Source organism: Nesterenkonia sandarakina (assembly GCF_013410215.1).
GTDB classification, from domain to species: domain Bacteria; phylum Actinomycetota; class Actinomycetes; order Actinomycetales; family Micrococcaceae; genus Nesterenkonia; species Nesterenkonia sandarakina.
Genome location: NZ_JACCFQ010000001.1, coordinates 2,640,402 through 2,658,106, shown reverse-complemented (window position 1 = coordinate 2,658,106; position 17,705 = coordinate 2,640,402). Strand labels below are relative to the sequence as shown.

General features: G+C 68.4%; 10 protein-coding genes. 4 read left to right on the top strand and 6 right to left on the bottom strand.

Going from position 1 to position 17,705, the window contains the following annotated elements; translation table 11 throughout:
- Positions 1-7 precede the first annotated feature (7 nt).
- On the top strand, positions 8-3,709 hold the full coding sequence (smc, locus tag HNR11_RS12150; RefSeq protein ID WP_179442602.1) for a chromosome segregation protein SMC: 3,702 nt from the start codon (positions 8-10) through the stop codon (positions 3,707-3,709).
- On the opposite strand, the gene HNR11_RS12145 is transcribed toward smc, so the two are convergent.
- A complete protein-coding gene (locus HNR11_RS12145; protein ID WP_179442601.1) occupies positions 3,693-4,157 on the bottom strand; it encodes a DUF1801 domain-containing protein in 465 nt (154 codons plus the stop codon). The two genes, smc and HNR11_RS12145, sit on opposite strands and share 17 nt — an antisense overlap.
- A 159-nt stretch (positions 4,158-4,316) precedes the next feature.
- Between HNR11_RS12145 and HNR11_RS12140 the strand changes: the two genes are divergently transcribed.
- Complete coding sequence (locus HNR11_RS12140; RefSeq protein WP_179442600.1) at positions 4,317-5,549, top strand: MFS transporter; 1,233 nt, start codon at positions 4,317-4,319, stop codon at positions 5,547-5,549.
- 116 nt (positions 5,550-5,665) lie between these two features.
- Here HNR11_RS12140 and HNR11_RS12135 read toward each other — a convergent pair whose 3' ends face one another.
- Positions 5,666-6,946 carry an ammonium transporter gene (locus tag HNR11_RS12135; RefSeq protein WP_179442599.1) on the bottom strand — a complete coding sequence of 427 codons (1,281 nt, stop codon included), beginning with the start codon at positions 6,944-6,946 and terminating at the stop codon, positions 5,666-5,668.
- 223 nt (positions 6,947-7,169) lie between these two features.
- Positions 7,170-8,369: a signal recognition particle-docking protein FtsY gene (gene ftsY / locus HNR11_RS12130; RefSeq protein WP_179442598.1), complete on the bottom strand. Its 1,200-nt coding sequence runs from the start codon at positions 8,367-8,369 to the stop codon at positions 7,170-7,172.
- A 197-nt stretch (positions 8,370-8,566) separates the two neighbouring features.
- Between ftsY and HNR11_RS12125 the strand changes: the two genes are divergently transcribed.
- Positions 8,567-10,738, top strand: coding sequence for an acyltransferase family protein (locus HNR11_RS12125; RefSeq protein WP_179442597.1), 2,172 nt, complete (start codon positions 8,567-8,569; stop codon positions 10,736-10,738).
- Positions 10,739-10,790: 52 nt separating this feature from the next.
- On the opposite strand, the gene wecC is transcribed toward HNR11_RS12125, so the two are convergent.
- A complete protein-coding gene (wecC, locus tag HNR11_RS12120; protein ID WP_179442596.1) occupies positions 10,791-12,026 on the bottom strand; it encodes a UDP-N-acetyl-D-mannosamine dehydrogenase in 1,236 nt (411 codons plus the stop codon).
- A gap of 271 nt (positions 12,027-12,297) precedes the next feature.
- On the opposite strand from wecC, the gene HNR11_RS12115 reads away from it, so the two are divergent.
- Complete coding sequence (locus HNR11_RS12115) at positions 12,298-14,445, top strand: SGNH hydrolase domain-containing protein (protein ID WP_179442595.1); 2,148 nt, start codon at positions 12,298-12,300, stop codon at positions 14,443-14,445.
- Positions 14,446-14,500: 55 nt separating this feature from the next.
- Here the strand turns inward: HNR11_RS12115 and HNR11_RS14305 are convergent, their stop codons facing one another.
- Both HNR11_RS14305 and HNR11_RS12105 read right to left on the bottom strand, forming a co-directional pair.
- Positions 14,501-17,335: a glycosyltransferase gene (locus HNR11_RS14305; protein ID WP_179442594.1), complete on the bottom strand. Its 2,835-nt coding sequence runs from the start codon at positions 17,333-17,335 to the stop codon at positions 14,501-14,503.
- The gene (locus tag HNR11_RS12105; protein ID WP_179442593.1) at positions 17,332-17,700 is read right to left on the bottom strand and encodes a hypothetical protein; all 369 of its coding nucleotides are present in this window, start codon (positions 17,698-17,700) and stop codon (positions 17,332-17,334) included. Before HNR11_RS12105 ends, HNR11_RS14305 begins: the two co-directional genes overlap by 4 nt.
- Positions 17,701-17,705: the final 5 nt, after the last annotated feature.

Here is a 17,705-nt window from a genome sequence, read left to right as displayed (position 1 = left end):
CACCCCCGTGCATCTGAAGACCCTCACGGTCCGTGGATTCAAGTCCTTCGCCTCGGCCACGACCTTCGAGTTCGAACCCGGAGTCACCGCCGTGGTGGGCCCCAACGGCTCGGGCAAGTCCAATGTGGTCGACGCGCTGGCCTGGGTCATGGGCGAGCAGGGCGCGAAGTCGCTGCGCGGGGGCACCATGGAGGACGTCATCTTCGCCGGCACCGCCGAGCGCCAGCCGCTGGGCAGGGCCTCGGTCGCGCTGACCATCGATAATTCCGACGGCGCGCTGCCGATCGAATACTCCGAGGTCACGATCTCGCGGACCATGTTCCGCGCCGGAGGCAGCGAGTACACCATCAACGGCGCCAAGTGCCGGCTGTTGGACATCCAGGAGCTGCTCTCAGATTCCGGGCTCGGCCGGGAGATGCACGTGATCGTCGGGCAGGGTCAGCTGGACCAGATCCTGCAGGCCACACCGGAACAGCGCCGAGGCTTCATCGAAGAGGCCGCCGGTGTGCTCAAACACCGGCGCCGCAGAGAGCGCAGCGTCCGCAAGCTCGAATCGATGCAGAGCAACCTCGCTCGCCTGGAAGATCTGATCAGCGAGATCTCTCGGCAGCTCGCGCCGCTGGGACGCCAGGCGCGGGTGGCGCGCCGGGCGCAGCGCATCCAGCACGACCTGCGCGATTCGCTCTCTCGCCTGATCGCGGATGACCTGCTCAGCGCCGCCACCGCCCTGAACGAATCCAGCCAGGGAGAACAGGCCGACCGGGAAGCGGCCGAAGCGCTGCGCGACTCACTGGCCGCCCAGGACGCAGAGATCACCGAGCTGGAGAAGCAGGCGGCCGAGCAGCGAGCTCACGCCGAGCAGCTTTTGGCAGGTCACCACCGGCTGGAGCAGGTCCAGGAGCGGCTGCGCTCCGTGGCCTCTCTTGCTGAGGAACGCGCACGCAGCCTGCACGCCTCGGCCCGGGTCCAGCACACCGGTCGCGATCCGGAGGAGCTGCGAGCTCAGGCCCAGAGCGTCAGCGCGCAGGCCGAGGAGCTCGCCGCAGAAGTCGCTGCGGCCCAGGAACGCCTGGACCGCAGCTCCTCAGCTCGCGCCGCCGCCGAGGACGCCCTCAAAGACGAAGAGACGCGCCTGACCGAGCAGCTGCGCGCCGTTGCGGACCGCCGGGCCGGGCTCGCCACGCTGCGCGGCCGGGTGGACACCGCTCAGGGCCGGATCGACGCCGCCCAGGCTCGCCGCCGGCGTGCCGAGGACCAGCGCGAGACGGCGCGAGCCGCTCAGCAGCGAGCCCGAGGGGATTTCGCCGAGCTGGAACAGCGCGTCGCCGGCGTGGAGACCGGCGAGCAGGACCTCGACGCCGCCTACGAGGCGGCGCATCAGCGCCTTCAGACGCTGCGTGAGGCCTACGACGAGCAGCTCGCCCAGCAGCAACGGCTGCGCACCAGCATCAGCGAGGACAAGGCGAGGCTCTCCGGGCTCTCCGCCGCCCGCTCACCGCGCGACGGGGCCGCAGCGCTGCTGAAGGACAAGGCCGCAGAGGTCGACGCCCCGCTGGCCCAGCGGCTGCGCATCACGCCCGGTTGGGAGACGGCGATCGCCGCCTGTCTGGGCAGCTTGGACACCGCGCTCATCGTGAAGGACGCCGACACCGCCGCCGCCGCCCTGGACTGGTTGGCCGCAGAATCCGCCGGGCGCGCGCACCTGATCCACCCGGTGGCCTCCGAATCCATGGACGCCGAACCCCAGCCCGCTGCCGCTGCCGATTCAGCCGCCGCTTCCACCTCTGCCGCGGTTCCTGCCCCGACGCAGCTGCCTGAGGGCGCGGTGTGGGCGGAAGAGGTGGTCAGCATCGCCGCTGACCTGCGCGGCCCGGTTCTCGGGGCGCTCACCGGTGTCGTGCTGTGCACCGACCCTGCCCAGGCGAGCGCGGTGTTGCAGCGTCCCGAGGTGCGCACGGCGGTGACCACCACTGGGATCATCCTGCGTCCGGGGGAGCGGATCGGCGGCACCGCGCTGGAGAACTCCGATGTGGCCATCACCGCGCAGATCACCGAGCTCAGCGAGGTTCTGCAACGGCGGGAAGCGGAACTGGAGCTGCTCACCCAGGCCTGCGCCTCCCAGGAGTCGGATCTGAACGCCGCGGAGCTCGCGGTCGAGCAGACCCTGCAGGCGCTGCACGCCAACGACGCCGAGATGCATGCGACCACCGAGCAGCTGGGCCGGCTCCACGCCGAGCTGGCGCAGTCTGCCGAGCGGATCGAGCACTCCGAGCAGGAGATCCACGAGGCTGAGGAATCCACCGCCCAGGCGCAGCAGCTGCTGCAGGAGGCGCAGCAGCGACTGGACGCCGCGCAGAGCCAGGACACCGAGGAGGAGCCTTCCAGCGTGGAACGCGACCGGCTCTCGGCCGCGGCCACGGCGCAGCGCCGCCAGGAGGTGGACTCCCGGTTGGAGCTGCGCGCCGCTCAGGAACAGCACAAACAGATCCTGGAACGTGCCGCCGCGCTGCGCCGCAGCGCCACCGCGGAGCAGGCCCGCCGGGAGGAGGCCCAGAAGGTGGCCCGGGCGCGCAGCTCCCGGGCAGCACAGGCAGAGGCCGTCCAGGCGGAGGCCGAGGCGGCCTTCCAAGCCTTGGTCGGAGTCTTGGAACGCTCCCAGCACACCCGCCTGGCTGCCGAGGATGCAGGGCGTCAGACCCAGGAGCGGACCCGCACGCTGCGCCAGGCGCGCCGCAACGAGGCCGCTGAGCTGGAGACGTTGACGGCGGCGCTGCATCAGGCGGAGCTGACCCGCACCGAGCTGCGTCTGAGCCTGGAGGCCGCTGAGGCCCGCGGACTCGAGGAGCTCAGCCTGACCCCGGAATACCTGATCGAGCACTACGGGCCGGACCAGCTGGTGCCCGAGCCGGAAGACGGCTCGCCCACCCGCGCGGATGAATCCCCCGGGTCTGGGGAATCAGTCAAGCCGGACGAATCAGCCGGAACCGGAGAAAACGCGCTGCCAGCGGATCCGGTCGAGTCAGGTGTGCCCTATGACCGGTCCGCCCAGGAGAAGCGGCTCGCTCAGGCCCGCCGCGAGCTCAAGGCGCTGGGCAAGGTGAACCCCCTGGCACTTGAGGAGCACTCCGCGCTCCAGGAACGCCACACCTACCTGCAGGAGCAGCTGAGTGACCTCAAGAAGTCACGGCAGGACCTGCTCGAGATCATCGCCGAGGTCGACGCGACCGTGGAGCGGGTGTTCACCGAGGCCTGGCTTGACACCAAGGTGCAGTTCGAACGGGTCTTCGCCCGGCTCTTCCCCGGTGGCGAGGGCCGTCTGGAGCTGACCAATCCGGAGGACATGCTCAACACAGGGATCGAGGTGCAGGCCAGGCCGCCGGGCAAGAGGATCCGTCGGCTCTCGCTGCTCTCCGGCGGGGAACGCTCGCTGACCGCCGTCGCGCTGCTGGTCGCGATCTTCAAGGCGCGTCCCAGCCCGTTCTACGTGATGGATGAGGTGGAGGCGGCCCTCGACGACACAAACCTGTCCCGGCTGCTGGTGATCTTCGAGGAGCTCCGAGAGTCCTCTCAGCTGATCATCATCACCCACCAGAAGCGCACCATGGAGATCGCCGACGCCCTGTACGGGGTATCGATGCGCCAGGACGGCTCTACCCGCGTGGTCTCTCAGAGGATCGGCGCACCCACCGAGCTCACGACCCCGCAGTAGCTGCGCGGTCCGCGTCCTCGCCGAGCATGCCGCCATCGCGTGCGCGAGATCCGAAGGTCGCAGCGCTCACGCGCTGATAGCTGGCTGAGATGATCTCCTCGAGGACCCCCAGGTCCACCTGCTCCAGCCGTGTGATGTACAGGCAGGCCACCCCAGTGCTGTGCTCGCCCAGCCTCGCCAGCGCCTCGGCGTGCGCCCCGACCCCATCCGGGAGGTAGACCGTGGTGGCGGAGCGGCGCGGGGCGAACGAGGCCGCCGGGCCGTCACCCTCGCGCCCCGTGGCGTAGCGGTAGTGGTACTCGCCGAATCCCAGGATGCTGCCCCAGAGACGAGGCTCCTGAGCCGTGACCCGGCGCATCAGCCCCACCATGGTCCGGGCGTCGCGCTGCCGGACCTTGGGGGTGACGGCGCTGAGGAATGTCTCAAGGTCCGTGTCGGTGGGCTGCATCGGCTCGCCTCTCGTGAAGATGTGCTCCTATGGTGCCACGCGAGATCGCTGAGCGGGGATGCCCCGCGGCGGGGAATGAGTCCAGGGTTCGTTGCGTTGAGCAACGAGGACGATTGATGGTGCCATCACAGACCGTGGGGCAATGACAGGAGTGGCCAGATGACACGCGACGCGAAGATCGGGATCCCACCGGAGCTGAAGGTGATGATCCTCTCGGCCTTCGTGATCGCGATCGGCTTCGGCATCGTCGCCCCGATCCTGCCCCAGTACGCCTCGGACTTCGGCGTCTCCGCCATGGCCGTCTCGGCTGTGGTCTCGGCCTTCGGGCTGTTCCGGCTGCTCTTCGCACCGGCCTCGGGCAAGCTCACGCAGTGGTTGGGGGAGACCCCGGTCTATGTGATCGGACTGCTGATCGTCGCGGTGTCCATGATCGCCACCGCCTACGCGCCCACCTACGAGCTGCTGCTGCTCTTCCGGGCGCTCGGCGGCATCGGATCGACCTTCTTCACCGTCTCGGCGATGACCTTCCTGGCCAGGAAATCCCCACCGACCATCCGAGGAAGGGTCTCCGGGGCGTACGCCTCGGCGTTTCTGATCGGCAATGTCGCCGGACCGCTGGTGGGCTCGGGTCTGCTGGTCTTCGGTCAGCGGGTGCCCTTCCTGGTCTACGGAGCGGCGCTGGTGGTCGCGGCGGGCATCGTCTTTGTGATGCTCCGGCAGTCGCGGCTCGAGGACCGGGGCCGCAAGGAGGAGCGGGAGAAGGCGACCCTGGCCGAGGCCTGGCAGCACCGGGGATACCGGGCGGCGCTGACCGCCGGGTTCGCCAACGGGTGGGCGACCTTCGGGCTGCGCAACTCCATCGTGCCGCTCTTCGCGGCCTCGGCCTTCGTCGGGTCCGGGTGGTTCCTGGATTCCAGTCAGTTGGCGGGAGTCGCGCTGGCCACCTTCGCGGCGGGCAACGTGGCCGCGGTGCTGATCTTCTCCCGGCGCTCGGACCGCTTCGGACGACGCCGCCCGATCATCCTCGGGCTGATGATCTCCGCGGTGGCCACCGGGCTGCTCGGCCTGGCGCCCAGCCCGCTGGTGCTGCTGCTGCTCAGCGTGATCGCTGGAGCGGGGACCGGGCTGATGAACCCGGCCCAGCAGGCCGCGATCGCTGACATCGTGGGATCCGGACGCAACGGGGGCTCGGTGGTCTCCACCTTTCAGATGACCCAGGATCTCGGGTCGATCGTGGGGCCGCTGCTGGCCGGGTTCCTGGTGGACCAGCTGGGCTACGCCTGGGCCTTCGGCGTCACCGGGGTGATCCTGATGTTCGGGGCGCTGGCCTGGACACAGGCCCCGGAGACCTTGGAGACCCAGGAGGAGCCGGTCGCGCCCGCGCAGACCTGACCGGCCCGGTCGCACGAGAGACGCAGGAAGCCGGGGTCGGGTCCACCGAGCATCTCGCTCGATGGACCCGACCCCGGCTTCTTCGGTGAGACGGAGAACCGTGACCTAGGCGGTCGTCATTCTCGCGGTGCCCCAGCCGTGGTCTTGCTGGCACCGTTGACCGTCTCGAAGATGTAGGCATCCTCGTCGTGCTCGGAACGGTCGATGCCGACGGTCTCCACGTCGGAGGTGACGCGGAAGCCGATGGTGGCGTGGATGGCGTAGGCGATGATCGCGGTCATCACTACGGTGAAGACCAGAGTCACCAGGACCGCCACGATCTGTGAGCCCATCAGACCCAGACCGCCGCCGTAGAGCAGACCGGCACGTTCGCCGTCGATCAGCTCGGCGCGCCCCAGCAGACCGATGGCCACGGTGCCCCACAGGCCGGCGACGAAGTGCAGTCCGACCACGTCGAGCGTGTCATCGAAGCCGAGCTTGTACTTCAGGCCGACTGCCAGGTAGCAGACGAAGCCGGAGATGGCGCCGATGACGATCGCACCGACCGGATCCACGTGAGCACAGGCCGGGGTGATGGCCACCAGGCCGGCGACGATGCCTGAGGCGGCGCCCAGGGCGGTGGGCTTCTCACCTCGGATGCGCTGGGTGATGAGCCAGACGACCAGAGCGGCGGCGGGGGCAAGGAGGGTGTTGACCCAGATGAGTCCTGCTTCGCCGGCCTCGGCGGCGGCGCCGCCGTTGAAGCCGAACCAGCCGAACCAGAGGAGTGAGGCGCCCAGCAGCACGAACGGAGTGTTGTGGGGGCGGTGTGAAGCACGTTCGGTGAAGTTTCGACGCTTGCCCAGGATCAGTGCAAGGACCAGGGCAGCGAGGCCGGCGCACATGTGCACCACGAGGCCGCCGGCGTAGTCGACTGCCTCACCGACAGCGTCGCCGACGGCGCCGCCCTCGACGAGGAGTCCACCATCGCCCCAGACCATGAAGGCCAGCGGGCAGTACACCAGGGTGACCCAGATGGGCACGAAGACCATCCAGGCGGAGAACTTGGCGCGGTCTGCGATCGCGCCGGAGATCAGTGCGGTGGTGATGATGGCGAAGGTGGCGCCGAAGCCGATGCCGATGAGCTCCTCGGGTGCTTCGCTCAGGGTGCTGTAGAGGCCGAGGTCAGTGCCGGGATTGCCGAACAGTCCGCCGACTGAATCTCCGCCCGCGATGGAGGAGCCCCAGAGGGCCCAGACCACGGCGACCAGGCCCATGGCGGCGAAGCTCATCATCATCATGTTGATGGCGGACTTGGCCTGAGACAGACCGCCGTAGAAGAAGGCCAGTCCGGGTGTCATGAGCAGCACGAGTCCGCTTGCCACAAGCACCCAGACGTCTAATGATCCAAGTTCCATGTGTCCCTCCAGGAAACATCAGGTCATCGGTGAATCTCACCGATGCGAGCTGATCTCTATGGTGACCGTCTCGTGTTTCACCGGGCGCGCCATGATGTTTCGGGGACGTTAAACCTTCCTCCGGCGCTGGTGACTGCTCCGTCGTGCAGCTCCGAGGCTGACCGAGTCAGAGGGCCTCAGGTGGTCTCGCGCGGTGCTGGACCTCAGGCCGCGCGAGCCGGGTTCAGCGGTCCTCGAGGAGCGCGGCGACGAACTCGTCCGCGTCGAAGGGCGCCAGATCATCTGGTCCCTCACCGAGGCCGATGAGCTTCACCGGGACGCCCAGCTGACGCTGGATCGCGACCACGATGCCGCCGCGGGCGGTGCCGTCCAGCTTGGTCAGCACGATGCCGGTGACGTTGACGACCTCGGAGAACACCTTCGCCTGGTTCAGACCGTTCTGGCCGGTGGTGGCGTCGAGCACGAGCAGCACCTCATCGACCGCGGACTTCTTCTCCACCACACGTTTGACCTTGCCCAGCTCGTCCATCAGGTTGGACTTGTTCTGGAGTCGACCGGCAGTGTCGATCATGACGACGTCGACCTCGAGCTCGACACCCCGATCCACGGCCTCGTAGGCCACCGAGGCGGGGTCTGCGCCCTCGACGTCGGACTTCACCGTGGGCACTCCCACGCGGTGCCCCCAGGTGCTCAGCTGCTCGGCCGCGGCGGCGCGGAAGGTGTCGGCAGCGCCGAGCAGGACGTCCTTGTCCTCGGCGACCAGCATCCGGGCCAGCTTGCCGACGGTGGTGGTCTTGCCGACCCCGTTGACCCCGACCACCATGAGCACGGCCGGGCGTCCGTCGGCGCTGACCGTGAGTCGGCGATCCAGGGTGGGATCCACCAGGGCAGTCAGTTCCTCGGTGAGCATCGACTTCACCACGGCGGGGTCCTTGGTGCCCTCGACCTTGACCCGTTCCCGGAGCCGGTCCACCAGCTCCATGGTCGGCTCTGTGCCGAGGTCAGCCATCAGCAGGACCTCTTCGATCTCGTCCCAGACGTCCTCGTCGATCTCGTCCCGGGAGAGCAGGGCCAGCAGTGATCTGCCGAAGATGTTGTTGGACTTCACCAGCCGGGCACGCAGCCGGGCGAGGCGTCCCGCCACCGGCTCCGGGGTCTCCACGCTGGGCTCTTCGACCGTGGGCTCCTCGAGGAGGTCCACGCCGTCACCAAGGGTGGGCTCCTCGGTGCCCGGGCGGTCTTCTGCCGGAGCTTCGAGAGTATCCACGCCGCCGGAGGGGAGATCATCGGGGTCCCGCTGCGTCAGGTACTGCTCCCGCTTGTCCTTGGGCAGCAGCTTCCCGCCCTGGACCAGGAAGAATCCCAGGGTCCCGAGCAAGATCACGGAGAGTGCGATGAAGAGAATGAGTACGTCGAAATCCACGGGCTCAGTCTGTCACAGACCCAGCGGACCGTTGGTCAGAGCCACGACGACGTCGGCCTCCCAGGAACCTTCAGGGCGCTGGAGTATTGTGCGGCTTCGAGGTCGACGGTGGGCAGCAGTGCTCCCAGGTGACCCGGTGACAGATGTGGATCCGGCGCTGCGTCGTCGAGAAGACCAGGCGAGAGACTCAGGTGAGCATGACTTCAACCTACTCGGCAGAGGCGACGGCCTCAGGCCGCCCGCTGCCAGCTGCAGCCGGGGCCCCGACGCGCTTTCAGCCCGAGATCCAGGGGCTGCGGGCCCTCGCGGTGCTCGTGGTGCTGCTCTACCACTTCTGGCCCGAACGGCTCACCGGCGGCTACGTGGGTGTCGATGTCTTCTTCGTGATCTCTGGGTACCTGATCACGGCGCACCTGTTCAAGGAGGCCGTGAAGACCGGGGGAGTGCGTCTGGGTCAGTTCTGGGGACGCCGGATCCGGCGCCTGCTGCCCCTGAGTCTGCTGGTGCTGCTGCTGACTGCGATCTCGGCGGTGTTCATCCTGCCCAGCACCGCCTGGCAGGCGACCCTGCGTCAGATCATCGCCTCGACCCTGTACGTGCAGAACTGGATCCTCGCCGCCGACGCGGTGGAGTACTCCAAGGCCGATGAGCGGGCCACGGCGGTCCAGCACTTCTGGACACTCTCGGTGGAGGAGCAGTTCTACATCCTCTGGCCAGTCCTGCTCGCGCTGACGCTGCTGTTCCTGGGCCTCCGGCAGCGACGCTCCGGGGCCCCGGGGCTGGGACACCGGCAGATCCGCGCCGCATTCCTCTGGGTGGTGGGCCTGCTGGGCGCCGGCTCGCTGGCCTTCTCCATCTACTACACGGCGGCCGCACCGGCGCAGGCCTACTTCGTCACACCCACCAGGATCTGGGAGTTCACCCTCGGCGCGGTCGCGGCGCTGGTGCTCGGGTCCCGCCAGTTCACCGGCAGAGGCGGAAACGTCCTGGGCTGGATCGGGTTCCTCATGATCCTCGGGGCTGCAGTCTTCTACACCGACGCCACCCCGTTCCCCGGCTGGACTGCACTGCTGCCGACTCTTGGGACGGTGCTGGTGCTTGCCTGCGGCGGGCGTGAACCCGGGACCGGCATCTATTGGTGGCTCTCGCTGCGGCCCGCCACTGCCATCGGCGACTGGTCCTATGCGATCTACCTCTGGCACTGGCCGGTGGTGGTCTTCTCTCCCTACATCAGCGAGTCGGCCAGGTTCTGGTACGTGAAGGTCCTGCTGATCCTGGGCATCATCGGGCTCTCCGCGCTGAGCACCCGCTTCTTCGAGACCCCGATCCGCCGGGCCAAGATCCTGCTCCCCACCTGGCGGACCATGGCGGCCGCCGGTGCTGGCATGGTGTTGGTCATCGTCTCCGGAAGCGTGGCGGTCTCCGCGATACAGACCAACTCCGCGGACTCGGCGCTGAGCGAGGATCACCCCTGTTACGGCTACAGGGCCCTGGCGAACCCTGAGGAGTGCGGTTCCCCGTTCGAGGGGGATCTGGGGCTCTGGCCCTCCCCGGCAGTGGTCACGCAGCAGTACCAGGAAGAAGCCTTCCCGGGCTGCCAGGCCGATGAGGACACACCGGGAGTCCAGGAGTGTTGGCTGGGGGCTGAGGAGTCCGAGGCCCAGGGCACGGTCGCGGTCTTCGGTGACTCTCACGCCACGATGTGGCTGCCGGCCCTCGATGAGATCGCTCAGGAGCAGAACAAGCAGCTTCTCGTGCTGACCCGCTCCGCCTGCACACCCCGCGGCGGGGAGGTTGGGGGCGACTCCAGTGAGTGCCTCCGGAGCAACGTGGAGGCCATCGATGAGCTCACTGAGGATGAGGACGTGGACACCGTGGTGATCGCGGCGAGTCAGATGCACGGCGAGTTCGGCGGACCCAGCAGTGATCTCGGCCTCGACGCGGAACGTTACGACCTCGACGACTCGGCGCTGGCGATGTATGAGCCGATCGTGCGGCTGCTTGAGGCGGAGAAGGAAGTGGTGGTCTTTGGGGAGGCCCCGCGCATGAGCAACGACGAGCAGTCCGAGGAGACCCTCCCGGAGTGCGTGGCCCTGAACGAAGGGGATCTCTCTGCGTGCAATGAGCGGCTCGAAGACACCCAGGTGGGGGATCGCTGGCTGACCCGGTCTGCGGAGGTCTTCGCCGAGGAGGAGAACTACCACTTCGTGCCCACGGAGGACCTGGTGTGCCGAGAGGACACCTGCTATGCGGTGCTCGGTGGGGCCATCACCTACTCGGACAACAGCCACCTCGCGCGGACCTTCGTGCGCTCCACCATCCCGGAGCTGACCTCGCGGATGGAACCGGCCCTGGCGGCGAACTCCTAGGAGACCGGCGCGGGCGGGCGCATCAGCCTGCAGAGCTCATCCCTGCAGCGGGTCAGCGCCAGATCCCGCGCGTGTCGATCAGCACGGCCTCACCGAGTCGCGCCGCCGGCAGGTCCTTGAACACCTGGTGATCCACCAGCAGCACCACCACGTCGGCGCGCTGCAGAGCCTCATCGAGGTCAGTCAGCGCCACGTTGCTGAACCCGCTGAGCGCCGCGGGCAGGGTCTGGATATGGGGCTCCACGGCCAGCAGCTGCGCCTGTGGGGCGCGCTCGGCCAGCGTCTGAGCGATCTGCAGCGCGGGAGACTCGCGCAGGTCATCGATGTCGGCTTTGAAGGCGAGCCCCAGCAGCGCCACGGTGGGGGCGGGCCCGGCAGACTCCAGGGCCTGCTCGATCCGGCCCAGAACCCACTCCGGCTTCGCGTCGTTGGTCTCGCGAGCGGTGCGGATCAGCCGGGACTCCTCGGGGGCCGCGTCGACGATGAACCACGGGTCCACGGCGATGCAGTGGCCGCCCACTCCCGGGCCGGGCTGGAGGATGTTGACCCGGGGATGGTGGTTGGCCAGCTCGATGAGCTCCCAGACATCGATGCCCAGTCGGTGGCTGATGACCGAGAGCTCATTGGCGAAGGCGATGTTGACGTCGCGGAAGCTGTTCTCGGTGAGCTTCGCCATCTCGGCGGTGCGCGCATCCGTGAGCAGGAACTCACCTTTTGCGAAGGCTGAGTACAGGTCACGGGCGGCCTCTGCGGCGGCCGGAGTCAGCCCGCCGATGATCCGATCGTTGGTGATCATCTCCTCCATGATCCTGCCCGGCAGCACGCGCTCGGGACAGTGCGCGACCAGGATGTCCTCGGCGCCGAGGTCTGGGCGCGCCGCGAGGATCCGCTGCGCGAGATGCTCTGTGGCTCCCGGAGGGGAGGTGGATTCCAAGATGATCAGTTCTCCGCCGGTGAGCTTCCCTGCGATCCCATCCGCGGCAGCCTCGATATAGGAGAGGTCCGCGGCGTGTGCCTCGGTGAACGGGGTGGGCACTGCGACGATGTAGGCCTCGGCCGTGGGCGTCTGCGTCGTCGCGGTCAGCGTGCCGCTGCTCACCGCACGTTCCAGGACCTCGCGCAGGCCGGGTTCCACGAAGGGGACCTCGCCCTTGTTCACCGCCGCAACGTTGCGCTCAGAGACGTCCACGCCGATCGTGGTGACGCCGTGGTCTGCAAGGATCGCGGCGGTGGGCAGTCCGATGTAACCGAGTCCGATGACACCGACGCTGGAGAAGTTCCTGGGCAAGGCGGTCCACTTTCGTAGGCGACACGATGATGCCCAGAGCGGGAGGGGCTGAGGGCACGATGAGGCTGACAGCAGGCGAGTCTATCCCAGCCGGTTCAAGCGGTCACTACCCTCCGCGAGCCTGGGATCCTGCAGATCGGTGTGGGGTCGGGGTTTCTCCGAAAACGGCGATATCTTAGATCGGTTGCCGTCAAGCGTGGAAGGAAGAAACGAACCGCCCATGTCCTCACGCGTGACATCTGCACCTGCCCCGGCCGTGGCTTCGACAACCGTGACTCAGCCCGCCGGACGAGGCTCACGCAGCGAACGTTTTCAGCCGGAGATCCAGGGCATGCGAGCCTTGGCGGTGCTGCTGGTGGTGGTCTACCACTTCTGGCCGGAGCAGCTGCGAGGCGGGTACGTCGGGGTCGATGTCTTCTTCGTGATCTCGGGCTACCTGATCACGGGGCACCTGTTCAAGGAGGCGTCCCGGACCGGGCGGATCCGGCTGGGTCAGTTCTGGGCGCGCAGAATCCGGCGCCTGCTGCCGCTGAGCCTGTTGGTGCTGGCCGCGACCGCTGTCGCGTCGGTGCTGATCCTGCCCAGCACGCTGTGGCAGAGCACCAGCCGGCAGATCATGGCCTCGGCGCTCTACGTGCAGAACTGGGTCCTGGCCGAGGACGCGATCGACTACTCCAAGGCTGATGAGCGGGCCACCGCGGTGCAGCACTTCTGGTCGCTCTCTGTGGAGGAACAGTTCTACCTGTTGTGGCCGGTGCTCCTCGCGGTCGTCCTGGGCATCGCAGTGCTGAGCCGGCGCGTCCGGACCCGTGCCGAGGGTGCTGCGGTGCCGCGCAACCACACCAGGGCGATCTTCCTCTGGGTGATCGGTCTGCTCGGTGCCGGATCCCTGGCGTTCTCGATCTACTACACCGCCGAGTCCTCCGCCGAGGCCTACTTCATCACCCCGACCCGGATCTGGGAGTTCGCGCTCGGAGCCCTGCTGGCGCTGATCCTCGGGTCCAGCCAGTTCATCGGCCGGTGGGGGAACCTGCTCGGCTGGGCCGGACTGGGGATGATCCTTGCCGCGGCCTGGTGCTTCAGCGAGACCACCCCGTTCCCGGGCTGGACGGCCCTGCTGCCGACTCTGGGGACGGTGCTGCTGATGGCCTGCGGTGGCAAGAGCCCGTGGGTCGGGGTGCACTGGTGGCTCTCGCTGCGACCAGCCACGGCGATCGGTGACTGGTCCTATGCGATCTATCTCTGGCACTGGCCGGTGCTGATCTTTGCGCCCTACCTCCTGGAGGGAACCGAGCGCTGGGAGGTCAAGGTCGCGCTGATCTTCGGCGTGGTGCTGCTCTCCGCGCTGAGCACCAGGTTCTACGAGGCCCCGCTGCGTCGCGCGAGGGTCCTGCTGCCGACCTGGCGCACCCTGGTCGCTGCTGCGGCCGGGATGGCCCTGGTGGTCGGCGTGGCCCACTACTCGGTTCAGATCGTGGAGGCGGAGTTCACCGCCTCTGAGCTCTCCGAGGACCACCCCTGCTACGGCTACCGGGCCTTGGCGAATCCAGACCAGTGCGGCGACCCGTTCGAAGGGACCCAGGGCCTGACGCCCTCCGCGGCCGAGGTCGCCGCCCAGCCCCAGGAGCCGGCGTACCCGGGCTGCCAGGCCGAGGCAGAGGACGAGGGCGTTCCGGAGTGCTGGCTCGGCGCGGAGGCGGCCCAGGCGGAGGGGACCATCGCGGTGTTCGGTGACTCCCACGCCACGATGTGGCTGCCCGCCCTGGATGAGATCGCCCAGGACGCCGGCAAGCGCCTGCTGGTGCTGACCCGCTCCAGCTGCACTCCCCGGGCCGCCACCTACGTCCAGGCGGAGGACCCCTGTGGGGAGGCCAACCTCGAGATCCTGGATCGGCTCGCGGAGGACCCCGAGGTCGAGACGGTGGTCATCGCGGGCAGCCAGATGACCGGAGGCTTCGAGGGCCCCGACGTCAAGGTGGACCTTCCGGAGTCCGAGGTGGAGCTCAGCGACGCCGGGCGCAGCATCCTGACCCCGATCCAGTTCTGGCTCGAAGCCGAGAAGCAGGTCGTGGTGATGGGCGAGATTCCCCGGCTCAATCTCGAGCGCAATGAGACTGAGACCCTGCCCGAGTGCGTGGCTCTGCACGAGGAGGACCCCGCCGCCTGCAACGACGACCTCCAGGACACCCGGGTCAGCGAGCGCTGGCTCACAGCGTCAGAGACCGTGTTCGCCGAGGCTGAGAACTATCATTTCGTCCCGACCGAGGATCTGCTCTGCTCGGAGGAGCAGGGCACCTGCTACGCGGTGCTCGGCGGAGCGATCACCTATAACGACAACAGCCACGTCTCGCAGAACTTCGTCCGCTCGGTGACCGCGGAGCTGGCCCAGCGGATCGAGCCGGCGCTGCAGGGACCCTAGCGCGTCCCGCCGGGTGCTCCGCTGTGGGGAAGGACCATCTCACAGGATGGCGGGTTCAGCGGGGGGAGCGCCCCCGAGCCTGCGCCAGGTGCTCCCAGAACTCGACAGCCTCCGGGGTGGTCCACTGGTGGTCCCCGTAGTAGCCCAGCAGATCCGCCAGGGTCTCGGCGGCGAAGCGCCAGTCCGCGGGCTCGGCCTCGAGTCGGCGCAGCTTCGGCAGCATCCAGCTCACGAAGAAGGGCTCCAGTCGGAGTTCCCGGTAGGCCTCCAGCTTGCCCACCTCCCGCAGCCACTGTGACCGCGCGAGATCCAAGGGACGGTACTTCTCGAAGTAGCCCGGATTGATGGTGTTAACGGTGGAGTCGCTGACCGCCGAGTAGTAGGTGTGCACCCCGATGTCGTGGACCCGGACCCTGCGGGCGTAGTAGAGCATCTGCTGGAAGAAGTAGCTGTCCTGCCCCACCGCGCCCACCGGCTGCTGCAGTCCGCAGGCCTTGAGCCACTCGGTGCGAGCAACAACCGTCTGGATCCCCATCGGACGGAAGTGCAGCTTCTCCAGAGCGTCCCGCGGAACGGTGATGGTGCCTGAAGGGTCCTGGTGCTCAGCCAGCGTCTCGCGCAGCAGCTCGCTGTAGCGCAGACGGCCGAACCGGCTGGCCCAATGCGTCATATCACCCAGCACGAAGTCCACATCCTGGTGCTCCGAGATGTCCTCGAGCAGCTGCGCGAAGCCGTCCTGGATCGCCTCGTTGTCCGGGTCCAGGTAGGTCACGAACGGTGTGTGCGTGAGCTCCAGTCCGGTGTTCCGTGGTCGCGACGCCGAGCCGGAGCCGCCACCTCCATGGTGGTAGGCGGTCACGTTCGGATACTCGTGCGCGAGCTCCTCCACGGTGTCCACCGTGACCGGATCGGTGGACCCGTCATTGACCAGAAGCACGTGCATGTTCTCGAAGATGGATGAACGGCGCAGCGACGCGAAGGCCTTATGCCGCAGGTGATCGCCGTTGTTGTAGACCGGAACGATCACGGTCAGGGCCAGGTCGAGTCGGCGCGCGGTCTCGGCGGCACGCCGTGAGGTCGCCTGCAGATCCTCATCGACCAGCAGCGCCGGGCGGTCTCGGCGCGCCCGGTCCCCGCGGGCGTGATGTCCGAGGTGGTCGATGAAGAAGACCCGCTCCTCGGCGGCGTGTCTGCGCAGCGCAGCGGGGCTGGCTGTGGCTTCGGCAGCAGGACGCCACCACGCCGTGAGGTCCGCGGGCAGACCCGCATGGGTGGCCGATGCGTGGCGCTGGGCGGCATGCCCGGTCTGTTCCGCGCTGCCATCGAGCTTGGAGATCACGCCGGCGCCCTGGTAGCGGAACGCCGCCACCATGTCCGCCACATAGGTGGGCGAGTAGTGCCGACGGGTGGAGACCGGGAGCAGGATGTCGTAGCTGCCATGGCGGGCGGGCAGCTGATCCCAGGTGGTCAGCGGGACCGCTCCGTGGGTCTGGGAGGCCAGCTCGCCGCGCAGCACCGGATCCAGCTCGTGGTTGCCCGTGGTGCGTGCGGTTCCTCCCAGGTGTTCGGCTCCCCGGGCCGGCGCGGGCTGATCAATCACGGCAAGCACCCGTTCGGTGGGCTGCGCGGCTGGCAGGCCGACGGCGGCGCACATGGTCTCCAGCACGTCGCAGACGTGGTGGTTGATGAAAGCTGTGCGGATCCCGTCGCCCTGGACGCGTCTGAGCTCCGCGACGCTCAGTGATCCCAGTGCGGCCGAGACGTCCTCGGCGGACTGTGGGATCTGGACATGCGGCAGGTAGGAGTTCACGCCCTGGTTGTAGCCGCTGATCACCAGGGAACCAGCGGCCTGCAGCTCGATGATGCGCCGATCGTAGAGCGTCTGGGAGCTGATCACCTCGTTGAGGACAATGCCGATGTCGGTCACCCGGTCCAGGGCGGCCAGGGTCTCGGCTCCTGGGTTCTCCACGAGCAGCGGCCAGTGCCGGGCGGCGAACCCGGCTCCGACCCCTGCCGGGAAGGTGTCCCTCCCGTCCCGGCGCAGCAGCGCCGCGGGGAGCCCCTGGGCGCTGATGCCATCGAGGATCCATTCCGCCATCAATCGCAGATCGCGGGGGCTCTGGGGGACCTGGGCCCCGGCCATCGCGATCACCTCGGAGCAGGTGTTGCGCGAGCCCAATGGGGAGTTCTGCAGCGGGTTGACCACCATCGGCACCCGGGTGACCGTGGACGCCTCGCCCCGCGAGTCCGCGTAGCGGCGGACGGCCTCCTGGGACACGGCGAAGACCTGCTCACAGGCGTCGGCGATCTCTCGGCCGGCGGCGGTGGTGCTGCGCGTCGTGCGGTCCCAGAAGACCACCGGTGTGCCACGTATCGCGCAGTGCGGGAGCACCTCGCCAAGCAGCCGCTGGACCCGGACCGCCTGTTCATCTTCGGTGGCCTCGCTGACTCCCTCTGCCGGGAAGCTGAAGCGGGCTCCTACGCTCACCGGGGTCAGCACGAGAAGGTCGATCCCTTCAAGCAGCGCCGGGTCGGAGCTGAGCTCGGCGCCGCTGAACCCGAGGACCTGGGCTGCACCGTGCAGCACCCAGCGGGTCGCCTCGTCGTCGACGACGGCCACGCGCAGCGGGAGTGCGGGTCGGGAGATCCCGGACTCTGTGGCGGGGAGTGCCCGCATGGCCGGCTCGAGGCGCTCGAGCAGGTCCGAGGCGTCTCTCGCGCCTCGGGCGAAGGGGCTGCCCGGTTCTGGGCCCAAGAGCTCAAGGGTGCCCATCTGGCGCAGGGCGCGCGCCGGATCCGGTGCCATGAGCAGCCGCGTGATCGCAGCGGCGCCCGCCTCCAGGCGGACCTGGCGCGGGTGCGGACCGATGTGGTCCGGCCGGGGTGTCACCGGCTGAGCCCTGCTCGTCGGGCGGCCCGTTCAAAGGGCCGGGAGAGTTTCCGTCCGGCCGCCCGCGCGGCCTTATCGGGGTGCTGCAGAGTGAACTCCACGCGCTTGCGCATCTTCGACGAGGCGGTGGCCGAGGCCGCCAGTGCGGTCTTCCCGCGGGAACGGCGCTGTTCGAGTTCTGAGACGCGCTGCTTCAGGGCGGCGATATCTACCTCCTGGAGGCGTTCCAGCTGCCCATAGGCCCAGCGCAGCTCGGTCAGCAGCGCCTGGTGCTGGGTGAGCAGCTCGACGAGGACCTCGCGGGTGTCCTCGCTGAGGTCGGACTGCGCCGCTGGGTCGATGGTGGTCTTCTCGGTCTCGGTCATCGTCT

What these genes read in the sequence shown, in the direction of transcription:
- HNR11_RS12145 (WP_179442601.1), bottom strand. Translation starts at nt 4,157, where the DNA reads ATGCAGCCCACCGACACGGACCTTGAGACATTCCTCAGCGCCGTCACC.
- HNR11_RS12125 (WP_179442597.1), top strand. Translation starts at nt 8,567, where the DNA reads ATGACTTCAACCTACTCGGCAGAGGCGACGGCCTCAGGCCGCCCGCTG.
- HNR11_RS12135 (WP_179442599.1), bottom strand. Translation starts at nt 6,946, where the DNA reads ATGGAACTTGGATCATTAGACGTCTGGGTGCTTGTGGCAAGCGGACTC.
- HNR11_RS12140 (WP_179442600.1), top strand. Translation starts at nt 4,317, where the DNA reads ATGACACGCGACGCGAAGATCGGGATCCCACCGGAGCTGAAGGTGATG.
- HNR11_RS12105 (WP_179442593.1), bottom strand. Translation starts at nt 17,700, where the DNA reads ATGACCGAGACCGAGAAGACCACCATCGACCCAGCGGCGCAGTCCGAC.